Origin of the sequence: Flavobacterium circumlabens, from assembly GCF_004345565.1 — a bacterium.
Lineage (GTDB): Bacteria > Bacteroidota > Bacteroidia > Flavobacteriales > Flavobacteriaceae > Flavobacterium > Flavobacterium circumlabens.
On sequence record NZ_SLWA01000002.1, the window covers coordinates 712,618 to 730,231 of the forward strand.

The 17,614-nt window shown below is 37.6% G+C and carries 17 protein-coding genes; 10 read left to right on the forward strand and 7 right to left on the reverse strand.

Annotation, left to right across the window (positions count from 1 at the left end):
• Positions 1-24 precede the first annotated feature (24 nt).
• The 4 genes from EV142_RS07600 to EV142_RS07615 all read right to left on the reverse strand — a co-directional run bounded on the left by EV142_RS07600 (position 25) and on the right by EV142_RS07615 (position 3,051).
• Complete coding sequence (locus tag EV142_RS07600) at positions 25-657, reverse strand: hydrolase (protein WP_132034105.1); 633 nt, start codon at positions 655-657, stop codon at positions 25-27.
• 151 nt (positions 658-808) lie between these two features.
• A complete protein-coding gene (locus tag EV142_RS07605) occupies positions 809-1,126 on the reverse strand; it encodes a phosphoribosylpyrophosphate synthetase (protein ID WP_132034107.1) in 318 nt (105 codons plus the stop codon).
• Positions 1,127-1,184: 58 nt separating this feature from the next.
• The gene (locus EV142_RS07610; RefSeq protein ID WP_132034109.1) at positions 1,185-2,114 is read right to left on the reverse strand and encodes an alpha/beta fold hydrolase; all 930 of its coding nucleotides are present in this window, start codon (positions 2,112-2,114) and stop codon (positions 1,185-1,187) included.
• A gap of 118 nt (positions 2,115-2,232) precedes the next feature.
• The gene (locus tag EV142_RS07615; protein ID WP_132034111.1) at positions 2,233-3,051 is read right to left on the reverse strand and encodes an alpha/beta fold hydrolase; all 819 of its coding nucleotides are present in this window, start codon (positions 3,049-3,051) and stop codon (positions 2,233-2,235) included.
• A gap of 601 nt (positions 3,052-3,652) precedes the next feature.
• Here EV142_RS07615 and EV142_RS07620 point away from each other — a divergent pair.
• On the forward strand, positions 3,653-3,844 hold the full coding sequence (locus tag EV142_RS07620; protein WP_127339275.1) for a cold-shock protein: 192 nt from the start codon (positions 3,653-3,655) through the stop codon (positions 3,842-3,844).
• Positions 3,845-3,977: 133 nt separating this feature from the next.
• Here the strand turns inward: EV142_RS07620 and EV142_RS07625 are convergent, their stop codons facing one another.
• The 3 genes from EV142_RS07625 to EV142_RS07635 form a co-directional block, all read right to left on the reverse strand.
• Entirely contained in the window at positions 3,978-4,604 is a 627-nt protein-coding gene (locus EV142_RS07625; RefSeq protein ID WP_132034113.1) for an NAD(P)-dependent oxidoreductase, read from the reverse strand.
• A 1-nt stretch (position 4,605) separates the two neighbouring features.
• Positions 4,606-5,415, reverse strand: a complete 810-nt coding sequence (locus EV142_RS07630) for an inositol monophosphatase family protein (RefSeq protein ID WP_132034115.1) — start codon at positions 5,413-5,415, stop codon at positions 4,606-4,608.
• Positions 5,416-5,493: 78 nt separating this feature from the next.
• Entirely contained in the window at positions 5,494-6,465 is a 972-nt protein-coding gene (locus tag EV142_RS07635) for an AraC family transcriptional regulator (protein WP_132034117.1), read from the reverse strand.
• Positions 6,466-6,684: 219 nt separating this feature from the next.
• On the opposite strand from EV142_RS07635, the gene EV142_RS07640 reads away from it, so the two are divergent.
• The 9 genes from EV142_RS07640 (at position 6,685) to EV142_RS07680 (ending at position 17,585) form a co-directional block, all read left to right on the forward strand.
• Positions 6,685-8,346, forward strand: a complete 1,662-nt coding sequence (locus EV142_RS07640) for a right-handed parallel beta-helix repeat-containing protein (RefSeq protein ID WP_158286307.1) — start codon at positions 6,685-6,687, stop codon at positions 8,344-8,346.
• Between the two features lie 84 nt (positions 8,347-8,430).
• Positions 8,431-9,000: a Crp/Fnr family transcriptional regulator gene (locus EV142_RS07645; protein ID WP_132034121.1), complete on the forward strand. Its 570-nt coding sequence runs from the start codon at positions 8,431-8,433 to the stop codon at positions 8,998-9,000.
• 129 nt (positions 9,001-9,129) lie between these two features.
• Complete coding sequence (locus EV142_RS07650; RefSeq protein ID WP_202978488.1) at positions 9,130-9,924, forward strand: type 1 glutamine amidotransferase domain-containing protein; 795 nt, start codon at positions 9,130-9,132, stop codon at positions 9,922-9,924.
• Between the two features lie 115 nt (positions 9,925-10,039).
• The gene (locus EV142_RS07655; RefSeq protein ID WP_132034123.1) at positions 10,040-10,348 is read left to right on the forward strand and encodes a putative quinol monooxygenase; all 309 of its coding nucleotides are present in this window, start codon (positions 10,040-10,042) and stop codon (positions 10,346-10,348) included.
• 131 nt (positions 10,349-10,479) lie between these two features.
• Entirely contained in the window at positions 10,480-11,874 is a 1,395-nt protein-coding gene (locus EV142_RS07660; protein ID WP_132034125.1) for an aldehyde dehydrogenase family protein, read from the forward strand.
• A gap of 235 nt (positions 11,875-12,109) precedes the next feature.
• Positions 12,110-15,055: an Ig-like domain-containing protein gene (locus EV142_RS07665; protein ID WP_132034127.1), complete on the forward strand. Its 2,946-nt coding sequence runs from the start codon at positions 12,110-12,112 to the stop codon at positions 15,053-15,055.
• A 312-nt stretch (positions 15,056-15,367) separates the two neighbouring features.
• A complete protein-coding gene (locus tag EV142_RS07670) occupies positions 15,368-16,714 on the forward strand; it encodes a hypothetical protein (protein WP_132034129.1) in 1,347 nt (448 codons plus the stop codon).
• Between the two features lie 19 nt (positions 16,715-16,733).
• Positions 16,734-17,165 carry a hypothetical protein gene (locus tag EV142_RS07675; RefSeq protein WP_132034131.1) on the forward strand — a complete coding sequence of 144 codons (432 nt, stop codon included), beginning with the start codon at positions 16,734-16,736 and terminating at the stop codon, positions 17,163-17,165.
• 3 nt (positions 17,166-17,168) lie between these two features.
• Positions 17,169-17,585: a hypothetical protein gene (locus EV142_RS07680; protein WP_132034133.1), complete on the forward strand. Its 417-nt coding sequence runs from the start codon at positions 17,169-17,171 to the stop codon at positions 17,583-17,585.
• Positions 17,586-17,614: the final 29 nt, after the last annotated feature.

The following is a 17,614-nucleotide window of genomic DNA, read 5'->3' on the forward strand; positions in this document are numbered from 1 at the left end:
ACTGAAAACTGTTCACTTTTAAAATTAATGTTTCAGCATGTTGTGGGCATAATGGATTCCTAAACCGTAAGAACCACCGTACTTTTTCATTAGGTTCGTTACCGGAGCATACGTTTCCTCACGTGCCCAGTCTCTTTGAAGTTCTAACAGATATTGTATAGAAGTTATAGGTTGTGCACCTGCCTGAATCATTCTCTGAACCGCACGTTCGTGGGCTTCTTTGCTTACATCACCGCATGCATCTGTAATTACATATACTTCGTACCCTTCTTCAATAGCAGACAGGGCTGGCCCGACGATACAAACTCCTGTCCATAATCCTGCCAGTACTAATTTCTTTTTATTCTTACCGGTTATTGCTTTATAGGCATTTTCATCTTCCCAGGTATTCATAGTGGTACGGTCAATATATCCTGAAGTTGCAATTGGATAAAATTCTTCTACTTCCGGAAAAACAGGACCGGAAAAGCTTTCTTCTGCTACTGTTGTAACCACTGTTGGTACATTGAAGATTTTTGATGCGCCGGAAATAATGGCAACGTTCGTACGTAATTCGCTTAACGGAATATTCGTTGTAGCAAAAGCCATTTGCCCTTCGAAGTCAATTAGTACTAAAGCGTGATTGTCGGGTGACAATAAGTTAACTGATGGTTTCATAATTTTTTTAGATTTATAATTTATATGATGTTAGTTATTCTAATAAAATGCCAAACTTTTAGTTTGTTGTTAATTAAGTGTTTATGACTTAAGATGAGATTTATCTCTTACGATATGTCGTAAATTCATTATTGCTTTCCTGAATTTATGATTAGTGTGTCGAAAGTTTTCGGATCATTTCAGCCGAAACAGCGTCGGCATAGATTCCAAAAGCACTTGTTAAAACACCTTTTATATTATAGATATCGGAAATGATTCCGTAAACAATATCTTCATCTCCGGGATCCGTATCTCCTTCAAAACGAAACAGATATTCAATTTTGAATTCTTCCGGTGACATGGTCTGTGTGTTATTGTTGTACCGGATACAGTTTTCGTCAAGATTAAAGTTTTCGGTAAAACCTTCCTGATTCAGCCATTGTAAAGCTTCTGTTACGGTATCAAATGACGGTTGTTGAAATGAATTCATAATTTGAAAGATTACACGGCCTGTAAAAGATTATTTGTTACAGGCGGTTTAGATTGATTTATTGTTTTATAAATTTGATAAATTCCTGATTGAATTTGTCTTTTTCTTCAATAAAAGAAGCGTGACCGCTTTTATCAAAAGGAACCAATTGCGAACCTGCAATGGCTTTGTTCATTTGTTCTGCCAGGGCAAAAGACACAATTTTGTCTTCTTTTGCATGAAGGATCAGCGTTGGAATTTTAATTTTTGGAAGATCACCTCTCAAATCCTCATCTCTTAAAGCAATTAAAGCCTGTTCCATCGCATAAGCAGAAGACTGCATTTCGATTCCGCCTAACCATGCGCCAATTCCCGGAGACAGGGAAGTAGCCGATAAAGTAAATCTTTCGCCAACGGCAGCCAGTAAAGCAGGTCTGTCTGAATTGTTTAATTCAACCCATTGCGTAATATCTTCTTTTGTAAAAAACGGATAAGGATAATCCGGTTTTTTAGTATGACAAGGTGCTGCAGCGGAGAATAAAGCCAATTTGCCCACATGAGCACTATTGTATTTGGCTACATAATGCAACGCAATTGCTCCACCCATCGAATGTCCGCCCAAAGTAGCGTCTTTAATATCCAGTTTGTCTAAAACTACTTTAATATCTGCTGCAAACTGATCGTAATTGTATTTTCCGTATGGTTTATCCGATTGTCCAAAACCCCTCAGGGTGATTCCGATTACGCGGTAACCAGCTTTCACAAGTGCATGATATTGGTATTCCCAACTGGCATCGCTCAACGGATAACCGTGTATTAAAACGACAGGTTTTCCTTCTCCAAGATCGGTAACGTGAAGTTTTACATTTGGCGCAACTTCAATATATTCGGCTCTTGTTTCGGTTTGTTTTTCTGAGGTGTCAGTTGTTGCTTCCGCTGTTTTCGTTTCGTTGTTGCAAGCGGTAAAAATGGTCGTGAGCAGGATTACTGCACAGATACTATATTTCATCTTTATTGTTTTTTAGTTGGTAAGGAAGAATCTGAGCAAAAATGCCCGGGGATTATTTTTTTTAAACTGTCTGCAAAAGCGAACCTTTACAGACAGTTTTTGTAACTGTAAGGTCTGCTTATGCTTTAATAAAAGCCAGAATATCATTATTGATGGTTTCAGCCTCTGTAGTTGGCATACCATGAGGAAATCCGGGATAAGAAATTAATTTTCCGTTTTTCAAAAGTTTTGCTGCTCTCGGTGCCTGATTAAAAGGTACAATCTGATCGTCTTCTCCGTGTAATACAAGAACCGGAATGTCTAAATTCTTAAGATCTTCTGTGAAATCGGATTCAGAGAAAGCTTTTATTCCTTCATAATGTGCCAATACGGAACCCATCATTCCCTGACGCCACCAATTGTGTCTGATTCCTTCCTGAACTGGTTTTCCTTCGCGGTTCCATCCGTAAAACGGAATCGGGAAATCATAAAAATATTGTGCTCTGGTAAATCCTGTACCTTGTCTTATTTCATCAAAAATAGCTAATGGTACCCCTTCAGGATTAGTTTCATTTTGAATCATTATTGGTGTTACGGCACTAATTATAATTGCTTTTGCAACACGTGCTTTTCCGTATTTTGCAGCATATCGTACCACTTCACCGCCACCAGTGGAGTGCCCTACGTGAATAGCATTTTTTAAATCTAATGCAGCTGTAAGTTCGGCTATGTCTGATGCATAGGTTTCCATATTATTTCCTTCAGAAGTTTGACCGGAGCGTCCGTGCCCGCGGCGATCATGTGCAATAACTCTGTAGCCTTGTTTTAAGAAAAACATCATTTGTGCATCCCAGTCATCACTGGATAATGGCCATCCGTGGTGAAAAACAATTGGTTGTCCTGTTCCCCAGTCTTTGTAAAAAATTTCCGTTCCGTCTTGTGTTTTAAATGTGCTCATTTTTTTATGGTTTTAGATTATTAAATTTTAGAAATAATGATTAAAATTAGTTGGGTGATTAAATTCTGATTTTGATTGAATGGTTGTTGTTATTTTTCTTTTACAAACTTACAGCAGCTGCAAGAGTCCGTCGATTAACCTAGATTAAGAAAAAAATAATGACTGGATTTGGAGAGAAAGAGAATTTCCCTGTTTCCTTTTTAAGGGCTGTTTTTCATGTTGTACATTTTTTAATTTATGATAGATGCAGAACAATAGCCAAATAATATGCCCTAACTCCAAAAGCTAATGAAGTCAGGGTTTTATGTTTTTTGACAGTGATTTTAGATTACGATATATCGTAAATTTATAGAAGCGAAAGATGAAATTTTATGTTTATTCTTTTGAAAAGCCATTGAGGTTCTCCCGAATTGCAGAAATTAAAAGACGTTAACCCAGTATTCTTTAGGTAAAAAATGGATTTTTTAATGCCAATTAAAAAAATAAAATTGCTGCTGCGTGCCCTGCAGAAGCCTGTTGAATAAAAAAAATAAAATAAAAATCTCAAATTCAGCTAGTTCTCATTTAAAAGTATTACATTTGGCTAATTAAATATATTAAAATGCAAGAAGGTACAGTAAAATTCTTCAATGAAGAAAAAGGTTTTGGATTTATAACTCCTAACGATGGAGGAAACGAAATTTTTGTTCATGTTTCAGGTTTATCAGAAAACATTCGTGAAAACGACCAAGTAAGATTTGACGTGGAAGAAGGCCGTAAAGGTCCAAACGCAGTAAACGTAGTCATAGCATAATTATACTATAACAGTGAGCTTATAAAGGCACCCGCTAAAACGGGTGCCTTTTTTATTTATTTATGTTGTGGTTTCGTTGCCGTTTGAAATAACTCCAAAGACTTCTAATTCGAACATTGACTTATGCTCTTTACTAAGTTGTCAATGTTACATATTGTGTTAAAAACCGTGTGTTTTCGGCTTCACTTACTAAGAAATGAGCCACGGCTGCTCTTGAAATTTTACCCACTTTCATCCCTTTTTTAAGTTGAGGCAATACCTGGTAAGATTGGGTTAATGGACCGTTTGTCAGTATTCCCGGCCTAATTATTTCCCAATTGACAGTACTGTTTACAATCAGCTCTTCCATCAACGTTTTATTGCTGTATTGTTCTTTCAGAAAAAGCCTAATGACCGTTCGCATAAAAAAGCTCAGATAATTTTTGCTTTCTCCTGATCCAAAACCTGTAATTATGAGTACCGGGGATAAGAAATTTAATTCTGCTGTCGCCGTTATAAGTGCCTTTGCAATATCTGAAAATAAGGTAGTCGCTTTTTTATTTTTAGTACCAACGGTGATCAGTACAGCATCTGAATCTTTTAGCGCTTGTTTTAAATCTGCTGTAATAGTGGCACTTCCGTTTATTTTGGTCAGTAAATGATGATCCGGAATTGCCGAAGTATCTGTTGAGAGTGCCGTTACTGTATGCCCTCTTTCTAATGCCTGAATTACAGTTTGCAACCCAATACCTGCACCGGCTCCTATGACTGTTATTTTCATTTTATGATTTTTTGGAGGTTAATTGTATGAATTGCTGAGCTGTTTCTTTTTTGGCTACTAACAGACTCTCACTTCCCCATTTCCAGGGTGTTCCATCGGTTGTTAAAATTACTGCGCCGGCTTCTCTGGCAATGAGTATGCCTGCAATCCAGTTGTAAGTATCGAGATCTTCCTGAATAAAAAAATCAATTCTGCCTGCACCAATATAAGCCAATTGCAAACCATGCGGACCATAATTTCTGACAATACCAAAATTTTGAATTAAGCTCGTTACCGTAGAACCTGTTTTTTGGGATAAACCATTATGTGATTTATCCTGATGTCCATATTCAAAAACGGATAACATCACTGCAAAATCGGTTTTTCGGCTTAGTTGCAATGGTGCGTCATTCATAAAGGCACCTTCGCCGTCTTTAGCCCAAAAAATCTCATTGGCCAGTGGGTCAAAAATCACCGAAAAATGAGGTTGACCATGGCGGACGAGCACCAGATTTATGGTCCATCCTGCCATGTGCTGCAGATATTGTATAGCTCCGTCCATGGCATCGCAAAGCCAATATTCGGCATGCGGGGCGGGATTTCTTTGCGCTTCGGTATCAAACTCATCCCCAATATGCCAGGGTGTATTTGGAAATTCAACCGATAAATCTTCTTTTAAGCAAGTCAGACACAAGGTATCTATGTTTTCCAATTCTGCTACAAGTTCGTCCATAGTTTGTGGTATGGTATTTTGCTTATAGTCTTTTAAAAAGAGGTTTCCGGCTTTTTTTACTGCTTCGAGTACGATTGGGATATTAATTTCGTGTTGCATGATAATTGTTTTTAATTATAATGCAAAGCTAGAACAGAGGAGAAACTTAAAATAGAACGAATGGCTGGAAGGATAGTCCTAATCACGGAATTGTTTCCGAAATTCAAGAGGAGTCATGTTTGTCAGCTTTTTGAAAAGTTTTCCAAAGTAAACCGGTTCGTCATATCCCACTTCGTGGGCAATTTCTTTTACGCTGTTATCGGTAAAGTATAAAAGTCTTTTGGCCTCCAGAATTGAAGTTTCCTGAATATGAATGGATATCGGATTTCCGGTTAATGCTTTTACGGTATCGTTTAAATGAGCAGCTGAAATGGCTAATGCAGCCGCATATTGTGCAGGTTGTTTCCAGGTTTTGAAATGCTGTTTCAGCAATTGGCCAAAGGTGTCTTTAAGAATAATCCCCCGACTTGTTTTCTGATTTTGACTGGATGAACCGGTCATAATTTCTCCAATGATCAGGTTCAGGAGGCCATTTAATAAGCTGTGACTGGCTTTATGAACAAATTTATTGGTGTTTTCTGATTGTAATTTTTCTATCAAAGCCATTAAAGTTGTGGCCTGATGAAATAGATTTGCAGTGGGCTCTAAGGGAAGTGGAGCATTCATTTTGTTTTCCATTAGCTGAAGAAGTTCTTTATCTACCAGTGAAGGGTCAAAATTAATAATCCATCCTTTTGGAGAATCCACTTCAATGATGTAATGCACTTGTTCGGGAAAGACACAAATTAAAGCCGGGGCATTAAACTCAACATTTTCAAAATCAATATTCAGCTTAAAGCTTCCCTCAGTAGCCAGCATCAACTGACAATGATTGTCCCGGTGTGGTTTAGAAATATCGTGTTCCTCACTGTTGTTGCCCTTCATATTACGAATAAAAACGCCTGCCTTTGCATTAGGCGTCAGTGGGAATTGTTCGATATGCTGGTTTTTGTTTTTCAAGTTCTGGAACACAATTTTATTTTTAAGCCTTGTGTCAATGATTTCTTTTCCGTTTTCGGCTACTGTATTTTTTTCTTTTTTTTTAGTTCCTAACGATCTAATTTTCTGCAAATCTAACCAATATGTTATTATTTAACCTAATAAATAGCAACAGGTTGTAATGATGAAGGAAGCAATAGATAACACAGCTGTTATTTTGAATATTTGGGAGGCTATTAAATAAAAATAACAGCTCGTATTTTGGTCTTTAATTAATACATTTGGCTTACCAAATCTCTAACAGAACGTCAAACCATGATCAGAAAAAAAATAATTTTAATCCTTTGCATTTTGTCGAATTTTTGTTTCGCACAAACCAATTATTATGTTGACATAACAGGTAATAATGCGAATTCGGGTTCTCTTTCTTCACCTTGGAAAACAATACAATACGGTTTAAATCAATTGCCTGCCAATGGTATTTTAAACGTTTTTCCAGGAACTTACTCAGAGAAAATTACAATTCCGAACAATAATATTACCCTTAAAAATTACTCGGCAGTACTGCCGGTTATTGATGCAGGCGGGATAACCTCTCAAAATGCTATTCTTGCTGTCAACAATAAAAGTAATGTAACTATTGAAGGGATTGAGCTGCAAAATAATATTCAAAATGATGCTCAGGGAATTCTAATTGAAGGAAGCGGAACAAATATTACCGTTAAAAACTGTAAAATACACGATATTCATTTTTCAGCGAATCCCAATGCAGCTGTAAATGAAACCGTCAATGCGCAGGGAATTATAGTATTTGGTACCAACGCCACGACAGCAATCACAAATTTAAAAATACAGAATAATGAATTGTATAATTGCCGATTAGGGTACAGCGAAGGAATCGCCGTTAATGGAAACGTAAACGGATTTGAAGTCACTGGTAATAACGTCCACAATCTAACCAATATTGGTATCGATATCATTGGTCACGAAGGAACCTGCCCCAATCCGGCAAACGATCAGGCACGAAATGGATTGGTTAAAAACAATACGGCGCATCATTGTACTGCTGCCTATTCAACATCCGGGGGAATTTATATTGACGGGGGAAAGAACATCACTGTTGAAAACAATACCTCGTATCATAATGGCTACGGAATCGAGGTGGGATGCGAAAAAATCGGTCAGACTACAGATGGAATTATCATTAGAAATAATGTTTTTTACGATAATGAGATTTGTGCCCTAGCCATGGGAGGATTTGCTTATCCGTCAGGTTCCGGAAAAGTAATCAACTCGTCTTTTAGAAACAACACCTGCCTGATGAATGATTACAGCGGTTCGGGAAACGGAGAATTATACCTTTCTTATAGTGAAAACAGTACGATTGAAAACAATATTTTCTATACAAGTACCCAAAATATTCTGGCCTATGCAGAACTGACACAGCCGGGCTTAAAATTTAATTATAACAACTTTTTTTGCCAGGCGGGTACGGCCAGTCTAACAACAGACTGGAACGGCAACGAGTATGCAGGATATGCCGCTATTGTAACGGGAACGGCAACCAACACGAATTCGATATTTGCCAATCCGCAACTGACGACTGCCAGTGGTACAAATCCTGATTTTCATCTTCTGACCAGTTCTCCAGCCAAAAATGCCGGAAATCCCGCTTATGTTCCTGCAAATACGGAAACGGATTATTATAACCAATTAAGAATTGAAGGAGGAATAATTGACTGTGGAGCAGATGAATTTGGGAGTGCTAATCTGGGAATTGATGAAATGGAAATATCTAAATTCAGTATTTATCCCAATCCGGCCACTAATTTCATTACTATTGATTCTGAAATACCAGTCGAAAAATACCAGATATTTAATGGCAGTGGACAAAAGCTGATGGAAGGATCTGAAAGGAATAAAATCAATATTTCAGAACTGGGCGCAGGGATGTACTTTATAAAGTTTCAAATTGAAAATAAAAATTACGTATCCAAAATAATAAAACGATAAATTTCACCAGCATTCAATCATAAATAAAAGGGGAATTTTGATGCCATTATAAATCTTCTATCTTTGAGAAGGTGAAAATAAATTATGGAAAAGCTAAGAAAACATATTGAAGAGATCATACCCATTAGTGATGAAGAGTTTGAATCGATCAAACCATTTTTTACGATTCGAAAGGTATTAAAAAATCAATATCTCATTCAGCAAGGTGATGATGCCAAATATGAATACATCATTATGAGCGGTATTTTCAGGCTATTTTATCTTGACGAAGAGGGTAAAGAACACATCGTACAGTTTGCAACAGAAAATTGGTGGATGTCTGATTATATGGCCTACTTCAATCAGAAGCAGGCCAATATGTATGTGGTCTGTATGGAAGCAGGAGAGGTGTTATGCCTGACATTGGAAGGAAGGGAGAAACTCTCTGTAACGCTTCATAAAATGGAACATTTTTTCAGGGTAAAACTCACCAAAGGATATATTGCGCTTCAGCAAAGGGTGATTTCTTTACTTTCCAATAATCCGCAGCAGCGCTACAGAGAATTTGCGGATCTTTATCCCAATCTCATGCAAAAAATTCCCAAAAAATACATTGCGGAATATCTTGGAGTAAGCCGGGAAACCCTAAGCAGGCTGTACTCCAGCCATAAATAACAGACCTTTTTAACGCTCAAGTGTGATTTTCATCACACTTTTTTTGTGACTTTCCTCCTCGTTCTGAGGAGGGGAACTGCTATAAATTTGCCTTATAAATAATTCATAACAACTTAAAAAATTATAGAAATGAAAAAACTTATGATGGTAACAGCGGCACTTGCCTTTTTTTCTTCCTACGCACAAAATCAAAAAGAAAACACAGCAGTAAAACAAAAAACAACCCTTAAAAACGAAACAAAAATGAACAAGAAAATTTTAATTATCGTATCTAATGCCAATGCAATTGGACCCAACAACAGAAGAACCGGAATTTTTCTTCCGGAAGTAGCGCATCCTTATGCCGAATTCGACCAAGCAAATTACCAAATAGACTTTGCAGGTTTAACAGGAGATACGCCTTATTTAGATGCGCTTAATCTCGCAAATGATCCTCAGAACTTAGCCTTTCTAACAGGCAAGGGATGGGAAAGCATGCAAAAAGCCGTTAAATTGTCTGATGTTGATGTTAGTCAATATGATGCGATTTTTGTACCTGGCGGACTGGCACCAATGGTTGATATGCCGGAAAATGCACTTCTAAAAAAAGTGATTAAAGAAACCTACGAACGAAATGCTGTTGTTGGAGCAGTCTGTCACGGACCGGTATCCTTATTAAATGTAAAACTAAGCGACGGATCTTATCTGGTTAACGGTAAAAACATCACTTCTTTTACAGATGAGGAAGAAAAAGGTTATGCTATAGCCGATGTGCCTTTCTTACTGGAAAGTGCCCTAACCAAACAGGGAGCAAAATTTCATGCTGCCGCAATATGGTCAGCACACAGCATTGCCGATGGTAATCTGGTAACCGGACAAAATCCTGCTTCCGCAAAAGGAGTGGCTGAAAAAATGATTTCGATTTTGGAATCTGCTAAAAAATAATGGACTGCTTGTATTGGCCTCTTCCAAAAAGGGTTGGGGTCAATATTATTTTTAATACCGTGGAATTCTCTCCGACAATCTAAATTTATAGTATAAAATTTAAAAAAAAATCAAAATGGAAAATCAAAATCCGATTCATGTTTTTGCCACATGGAAAGTTAAAGAAGGGCAGGTTGAAAATGTTTTAAGCTTGTTAAAAACGGTGCATGACGCCAGTATCAGAGAAGAAGGTAATCTGTTTTATAAAATTCATCGAAGTAATTCAGATTTAAATACAATTGTTTTGTTCGAAGGATATTCGAGTGAAGCTGCCGTAGCGGAACATCGTAATTCGTCTCATTTTCAGGAATTTGTTCTGGGGAAAATCGTCCCTTTATTAGAAAACAGGGAGATTATTTTAACGACACCTATAAGTTATTTGTAGGCCGAAAATGTTAAATAGTATAAAATAAGACATTGCAGCCAGCGATAATTTGATTAAATTTAAAAAACAAATCAGGAGACAAACTTCGATTAAAAAAGAAGCAGGGTTTTAAGTTCAACTAAAAAAACATTATGGAAAAAACGATAAAAGTACTATTCCCGTACGATCAAAGTATAGTAAAGGAGTTACCGCTGATCAATAAAAACGATATTAAAAATATACTGGATATTGCCGAAAACTTATTTAAAGAGCAATCCAACTGGATTCCGGCCTATAAAAGAATGGAAATATTAGAAAAGGCTGCTTTCCTAATGAAGGAAAGGAGCGAGGAATTAATTCACTTGGCAATCAGCGAAGGCGGAAAACCCTATCAGGATACAAAGGCAGAAGTGGCAAGAGCGATCACAGGAGTAAAGTTAGCCGCAGAGCATATTTCGCAAATAAAAGGAGAACAAATTCCAATGGGACTTACTGAAGCCTCCTTAAACAGAATCGCCTTTACCTCAAAAGAACCTATTGGAATTGTGGCAGCGGTTAGCGCTTTCAATCACCCATTAAATTTAGCAGTTCATCAGATTGCGACTGCTATTGCCGCGGGTTGCCCTGTGGTATTTAAGCCGGCAGGCAATACGCCATTATCAGGTCTTGCACTTGCCGATATTTTAAAAGAAGCCGGTTTGCCGGAAGGCTGGCTGCAAGTGGTGTTATGTGATAATGAAACAACAGAATTACTGGTGACAGATCCGAGAGTTCATTTTTTATCTTTTATTGGTTCTGCAAAAGTAGGCTGGTACCTGAAAAGTAAATTAGCCCCGGGTACCCGATGTGCCCTGGAGCATGGCGGAGCAGCACCGGTTATTGTTGAAAGTGATGCCGATTTTAAAGAGATGATTCCGGATTTGGTAAAGGGAGGTTTTTATCATGCCGGTCAGGTTTGCGTATCGGTTCAGAAAATTTATGTCAATCAGGAAATTTGTGACCTTTTTACGGAACAGTTTTCCGAGGCAACTTCTAAATTAATTGTTGGGAATCCGTTTGATCAAACAACAGATGTAGGGGCGCTTATTACACCAAAAGAAGTAGATCGTGTAGAAGAATGGGTGAATGAAGCTGTTACTAAAGGAGCTAAAATAATTACAGGTGGAAAAAGAATATCCGATACTTGTTTTGAACCTACCGTTTTGTTCAATCCTTCAGAAGATTCTAAAGTTTCGACCCATGAAATTTTTGGTCCAGTAGTTTGTATTTATCCGTTTACAGACCGGGATGAAGCCATAAGAAAAGCAAATGCACTCGATGTTCATTTTCAGGCTGCTGTTTTTACAAAAAATCTCGGTATTGCTTTGGATACCGTTAAAAAGTTAAATGCCACCGCCGTTATGGTAAACGATCATACTGCTTTTAGAGTAGACTGGATGCCTTTTGGCGGAAGAGATGCTTCAGGTATTGGCATGGGAGGAATTTCCTATTCGATCAATGAAATGACAAGAGAAAAACTAACTGTTATTAAAAGCAAATTTCTGTAATTATTGGTTTAAGAGCGTATTGCCTGGTCTTAAATCAGAAACTTCTGATCTGTATTTTTTCTTGATTTTTTATTTATACTAAAAACATATAGTATTGATTATTAGTATTTTGTATTGACGAAATCGTTGTATAAATCTTGATTTTTAATGTATCTTTTCTTTATTTTTCTTTTTAAGTCTAGTTTCGTTATATCCTTTTTTTAGGAACTAACTTACTAATTTAAAAACCAAAATTATGAAGAATCAATTACATGCTATTTTTTTTACAAGAGAAAAATATGGCCTTCTCATAGGGCTTTTTTTCATTCTCTTAACTTCAAATTTACAGGCACAGCGGGGCTATTACGATGCGCCGTATAAAAGGTATGAAGCAAACCTGGGGCAATTATCCAATGGTGCTGCCACTACTTCAAAATCCTATGTGCAGTCTGATCTGCAATCGGAAGCTACAGAGCAGCAATGCGTAAATCTGTCTGCTACGAACGCTACTGTTCAATGGACACTAACAGAAGCTGCGGACGGACTTGTAATCCGATACAGTGTTCCTGACGGACAAACAGCCACTGTGGGTGTGTATAACGGGAACACAAAAATTACAACGCTCACCCTGACTGCAATCTGGTCGTGGGAATATTTGTGGAGTAATGGAAATCCAAATAATGGCGGAATTACAAACCAGAATCCAAGAATGCGATTTGACGAAGTGCGCTATAAGCTTCCGGCTAAAATCGCTGTTTCCGGAACTTTAAAATTAGTGAGGGAAACGGGTAATATCCATTTGGATTTTGCCGAGATGGAACCTATTCCGGCAAGTGTTACCGCTCCATCAGGTTCGGTGACCTATACCGGAAACGGAAGTGATCTCCAAGCCTTTATTGACGCAAACGGCGGTAAAAAAATATTTATTCCAACTGGTGTTTTTAACGTTAATCGCGAATTATATTTCGGCTCGGCCAATACTTCGTTAATAGGAGCGGGAATGTGGTATACACAAATTAATTTCACGAACACCAGCAGCGGGAATGGAGGGTTGCGTGCCAATGCATCCAATATTTCATTTGCGGACCTTTATTTAACGACAAATTCGGCATCCAGAAGTAATTCCTATAAAGCCATAAACGGAGTTTTTACAGCCACTTCAACGGTAAAAAATATATGGGCAGAGCATTTTGAATGCGGTGCCTGGATTGCACAATACAATGTGGGAGGCCCTGCAATTGCCGATGGATTTACACTGTCTCATTGCCGTTTCAGAAACAACTATGCCGATGGAATTAATCTTTGCAAAGGAACTGTGAACTCCATCGTGGAGCATTGTAATTTTAGAAATAATGGCGATGACGATCAGGCAATCTGGTCTGCGGACGGACAGGAATGTATCAACAATACTTTTAGATACAATACTTCAGAAAACTGCTGGCGTGCCTGTGGCCTTGCTATTTACGGCGGAAAAAATAACAAAGCGTACAATTTAATTATAAAAGACAATCTGGAAGCGGGTATCAGGGTGAGTAATAATTTTCCAGGAGCGCCATTTAACAATGATGGACTACACGAAATTCACGATATTACCGTAACCACTTGCGGCACTTTTAATGATACTTACAATAATCCGGTAGCCGCCGTGGATATTTTCAGTGCTACTAATGCCGGAACTCAGGTTAAAAATGTGCAGCTTTATAATATCGATATTACAGATTCCAGAAATGATGCTATTTCGATCAGTAAAAGGTCAGGAGACGGTATTTATAATCTTAGTTTTAAAGACATAACGGTTAACGGAACAGGTAAAGAATATCCAAACAATAATGCCCTAAACCGAAATTGGGGAAGAGGCTTTTTTCTACTCATAGCGGGTTCTCCTGCCGGAAATGGTACGTATTGTAATATGAATTATTCCAATAGAGGGGGTAATGCTACTGTTAATGAAGAAATCAGTGCAATTGGTACATTTTCCTGGACACCAGGTTCTAATTGTTCAAGTACATCAGTTCCTGTAACGGGAGTAACAATTTCGCCAACAACCGCTAATTTAGGCGTTGGTGCCACACAACAATTAACGCCAACTGTTGCTCCGGCCAATGCGACAAACAAAACGGTGACGTACAGTTCTAATAATACCGGAGTGGCGACCGTAAACGGGGCAGGTTTAATCACTGCTATTGCTTCGGGATCAGCTACCATCACGGTGACCACGCAGGACGGTGCCAAAACGGCCACTGCTGCAATCACCGTAAACTCATCAAATGTAGCGGTTACGAGTGTGAGTCTTAGTCCGGGATCAGCAACATTGTCCGTAGGCGCGACACAACAGTTAACACCAACAGTTCTTCCCTCTAACGCAACGAATAAAGCGGTTAGTTATGCTTCAAACAATACCGGTGTAGCAACGGTTAATGCTGCGGGTTTAGTCACCGCAATTTCAAACGGAACAGCAACAATCACCGTAACCACTTCAGACGGGAATAAAACAAGTACGGCAGCAATTACGGTCAGTACTGCAACCGGAAACTACTTTACCATTAAAAACAGGTGGACCAACAACTATTTATACGATGCCGGTGCCAATGTAGGATATGGTGCAACTGTGGCCAATAACAATTACAAATGGGAAAAAGTTGCCGTTGACGCGACTTATTTTATATTGAAAAATGTAGGTACCGGAGATATAATGCATATTGAAAACTTAACAGGGGCCGTGCAATGTACGGCAGGATCATCCGGCTGGTGGAGTGCCCAATGGTCAAACGAAAATGTTGATGCTAACTGGGTGAGAATTAAAAACAGATGGCAGACCGGAAGCATGATTCATATTGAAAACTTAAATGGTTCTGCTCAATATGCCGGAGCTCAGAACAATTGGGAAAGTGCACAATGGCAATTTCAAAACACTACTACCGCTAAAATGAGTAGTATAAAAGAAGAAATTAGTACCCAAAATAATGCCTTTATCGGGATCTATCCGAACCCGGCAACCGATAATGAATTTAATATTGTATTCCCGGAATTAAAATCGGGTGCTGTCGCAACAGTAACGGTTACCGATAGCAATGGCAGAAGGGTTTTGGTAAACAAGCTTAATACTTCCGGAAAGATCAATCATAATTTAGCCAAAGGAATATATTTTGTGACAATCAGTTCCGAATCTTTCACTATTTCTAAAAAGCTGATCGTTAAATAATTGGGTTGAAATAACATTCCGGAGAGACTCATTCTAAAATAAAGGGAACGATTTTAGAATACCTTAAATTAAACCAGTGATTTATCACTGGTTTTTTTATGGGCTAAAATACTTTTTGTACCGTTTTTACCCTTAGCGAATCGACTAAAATACAATAAAATTTATCCTGACAAAAAACAAGTTATGCTAAATATCAGACCATTTATTACATGAATAATAGAGTTTGTTTATTCCTGATGGTTGCTCTCCTTTATTAAATATAGTTTTAAGTGATGTTTTTAATAGAGTAATTAACCTTAATTTCTGTAAATTATGGATGGTAAACTAAAAAAGGCAGCTTCTATCTTTATCTTAATAAGTGTAGGAGTTTTTCTGTCACGATGCCAGCAAGAAGAAAATGAAGCACCCGACATTCAAAAAAGGGAGCAAAACAAAGCCGTTACTGCTGCAAAAAAATGGTTTGAGAACAGTAGGCTGCAGCTCGAAGCATTAGCCTTCACCGAAACGATTGACTGGAACAATGCCATTGTAACTAATGGAGAAATGGGAAGGACGATAGAAGTTCCTCTTATACTGAAACCAAATACCAATACCAATGTGGTGACTGATGAAGACTACAAAACGCATATGAGATTATTATTTGTTCCCGACATAGCAGGTCAATACAAAGTGTACGACATTGTTTACACAACAAAAGACTACGCTTTTGACAATACGAATAGGGAACAAAATTTCTACCATATCGATCCCAGATATTCGGGCTACATCACCATTCAGGACAGTCAAAATAAAATTATATACTCAGGGGAATTTGTAAACGGAATGGTGACCATCCTGCATAATTTAAGTCGGGGATCAAACGAAACTTCGCGAACATACTGCAGATATTGGGTTTATGTAGGTTCTTCTGTAAACTGCAGCAGCTGGGTTTGGGAACCTGATTATGGAAGCGGATACAATTGGGGACCTCCCGGTATGTCAGGTGCTGTTCCCCGGACGTACTTCCCTTCTTTTAAATTAGATCCCTGTGGTGCCGCTAAAACAACAACAGGAATTTCAGCAAAATCAGGTTATTTAAACGCTAAATCCGATATTATGCAGGCGAGTGCTGACGGAAAGGAACACAGTATTACTTTAGGGAATGGTACAGGAGGTGCTTTAACCCAGGCACCTATGAACAACGGAGGCACAAACGGAGTAAAGGTCAACCAGAATTGGCCCGGAGCTTTTGCCGCGATGCACAACCACCCCAATAATTCTCAGGTATCTGCAGGAGATATCTATGCTGCGGTAACGCTGAATACAACAAACAGTAATTTTACAACTTCTTTCATCTTTACAGAAGGACAGACCTATGCCATTGTGATTACGAATTTAACAGCGGCAAAAGCTTTTGTGACAGCTTATCCGGCAGATATATCTCCTATATATCCGCCTGAATTTCCTGATGTTATTTTTAGCCAATTACTAGCGCTCGTAAATGTCATGGGATCAAGTGTAGAAGGAAAAACTAATGCAATAGCTTTTACTTTAGATAAATTTAAATCAGGAATAACACTATTGAAACAAGAACATTCAGGAGAATTTAAACCTATTAATTTTAAAGAGATTACTCAGGCTAATGGCAGTAAATCATACAATTCAATACCTTGTAATTAATTTATAAAATGAAAAACAAATGAAAAACATATTAAAAATATCCGCGCTTATAGTTCTATTTATAAACATTAGCTGCAAAGCACAACAAATGGTTCAAACGCCTAATGATGTCTATAAATTAAAGAAAAATGAGCAGCAATTTCTTAACAAGCCATTAAAAAATCTTCTGAAAGAAATAAAACCAGAGATAAAATCAGCTTTTGGAACGTTGAGCTCAGTAGGTTATCCATCGTATTTTTCATTTTCATTTATTAGTTCACACGAATTAAAACAAAAAAAGGAAGGAAGAAAACTTATAGGATTATACGTTTATGTAAAAGAGCCCGTTGATGAATGGGATTATGGTACCAGACCAAAAGAAATAGAATTCTCCTGGCGAAAAGAAGATGTGGAGAAGTATGGTAATTTTACTGTAGTGAGGATTAAAGTAATTGAACGAATAGAAGACTAAAGTATGGAAAGTACTATAAAAATATTAGCAATATTATTTGTTATAAATTCTAACTGTAAAGCACAACAAATGCTTCAAGTGCCAATGGATGCCTATAAGTTAAAAACGAATGAACAGCAATTCATCAATAAACCTTTAAGAAATTTATTGAAAGAAATAAAACCGGAAATAAAATTTGTTTCAGGTACAGTAGATTATCCACCATTTTTTTCTTTTCGATTCATAAGCCGTGAAGAAATAATGAAGAAATCAATAAATGATAATACGTTTGGTATAGGTTTATATGTATATGTAAAAGAACCTTTAGACTGGGATTTTGATAAAAGACCAAAAGATACAGCCTCTAAATGGACAAAAGAGGATCTGGAAAAGTACGGAAACCTTACTTTAGAGCGAATTAAAGTTATTGGTAAAGAATAATTTTGTTAATATTCAAATCCTTAAAATAA

Excerpts from the sequence above, each read along its gene's own strand:
- EV142_RS07600 (WP_132034105.1), bottom strand. The coding sequence starts at position 657 with ATGAAACCATCAGTTAACTTATTGTCACCCGACAATCACGCTTTAGTA.
- EV142_RS07605 (WP_132034107.1), bottom strand. The coding sequence starts at position 1,126 with ATGAATTCATTTCAACAACCGTCATTTGATACCGTAACAGAAGCTTTA.
- EV142_RS07610 (WP_132034109.1), bottom strand. The coding sequence starts at position 2,114 with ATGAAATATAGTATCTGTGCAGTAATCCTGCTCACGACCATTTTTACC.
- EV142_RS07615 (WP_132034111.1), bottom strand. The coding sequence starts at position 3,051 with ATGAGCACATTTAAAACACAAGACGGAACGGAAATTTTTTACAAAGAC.
- EV142_RS07620 (WP_127339275.1), top strand. The coding sequence starts at position 3,653 with ATGCAAGAAGGTACAGTAAAATTCTTCAATGAAGAAAAAGGTTTTGGA.
- EV142_RS07625 (WP_132034113.1), bottom strand. The coding sequence starts at position 4,604 with ATGAAAATAACAGTCATAGGAGCCGGTGCAGGTATTGGGTTGCAAACT.
- EV142_RS07630 (WP_132034115.1), bottom strand. The coding sequence starts at position 5,415 with ATGCAACACGAAATTAATATCCCAATCGTACTCGAAGCAGTAAAAAAA.
- EV142_RS07645 (WP_132034121.1), top strand. The coding sequence starts at position 8,431 with ATGGAAAAGCTAAGAAAACATATTGAAGAGATCATACCCATTAGTGAT.
- EV142_RS07650 (WP_202978488.1), top strand. The coding sequence starts at position 9,130 with ATGAAAAAACTTATGATGGTAACAGCGGCACTTGCCTTTTTTTCTTCC.
- EV142_RS07655 (WP_132034123.1), top strand. The coding sequence starts at position 10,040 with ATGGAAAATCAAAATCCGATTCATGTTTTTGCCACATGGAAAGTTAAA.
- EV142_RS07660 (WP_132034125.1), top strand. The coding sequence starts at position 10,480 with ATGGAAAAAACGATAAAAGTACTATTCCCGTACGATCAAAGTATAGTA.
- EV142_RS07665 (WP_132034127.1), top strand. The coding sequence starts at position 12,110 with ATGAAGAATCAATTACATGCTATTTTTTTTACAAGAGAAAAATATGGC.
- EV142_RS07670 (WP_132034129.1), top strand. The coding sequence starts at position 15,368 with ATGGATGGTAAACTAAAAAAGGCAGCTTCTATCTTTATCTTAATAAGT.
- EV142_RS07675 (WP_132034131.1), top strand. The coding sequence starts at position 16,734 with ATGAAAAACATATTAAAAATATCCGCGCTTATAGTTCTATTTATAAAC.
- EV142_RS07680 (WP_132034133.1), top strand. The coding sequence starts at position 17,169 with ATGGAAAGTACTATAAAAATATTAGCAATATTATTTGTTATAAATTCT.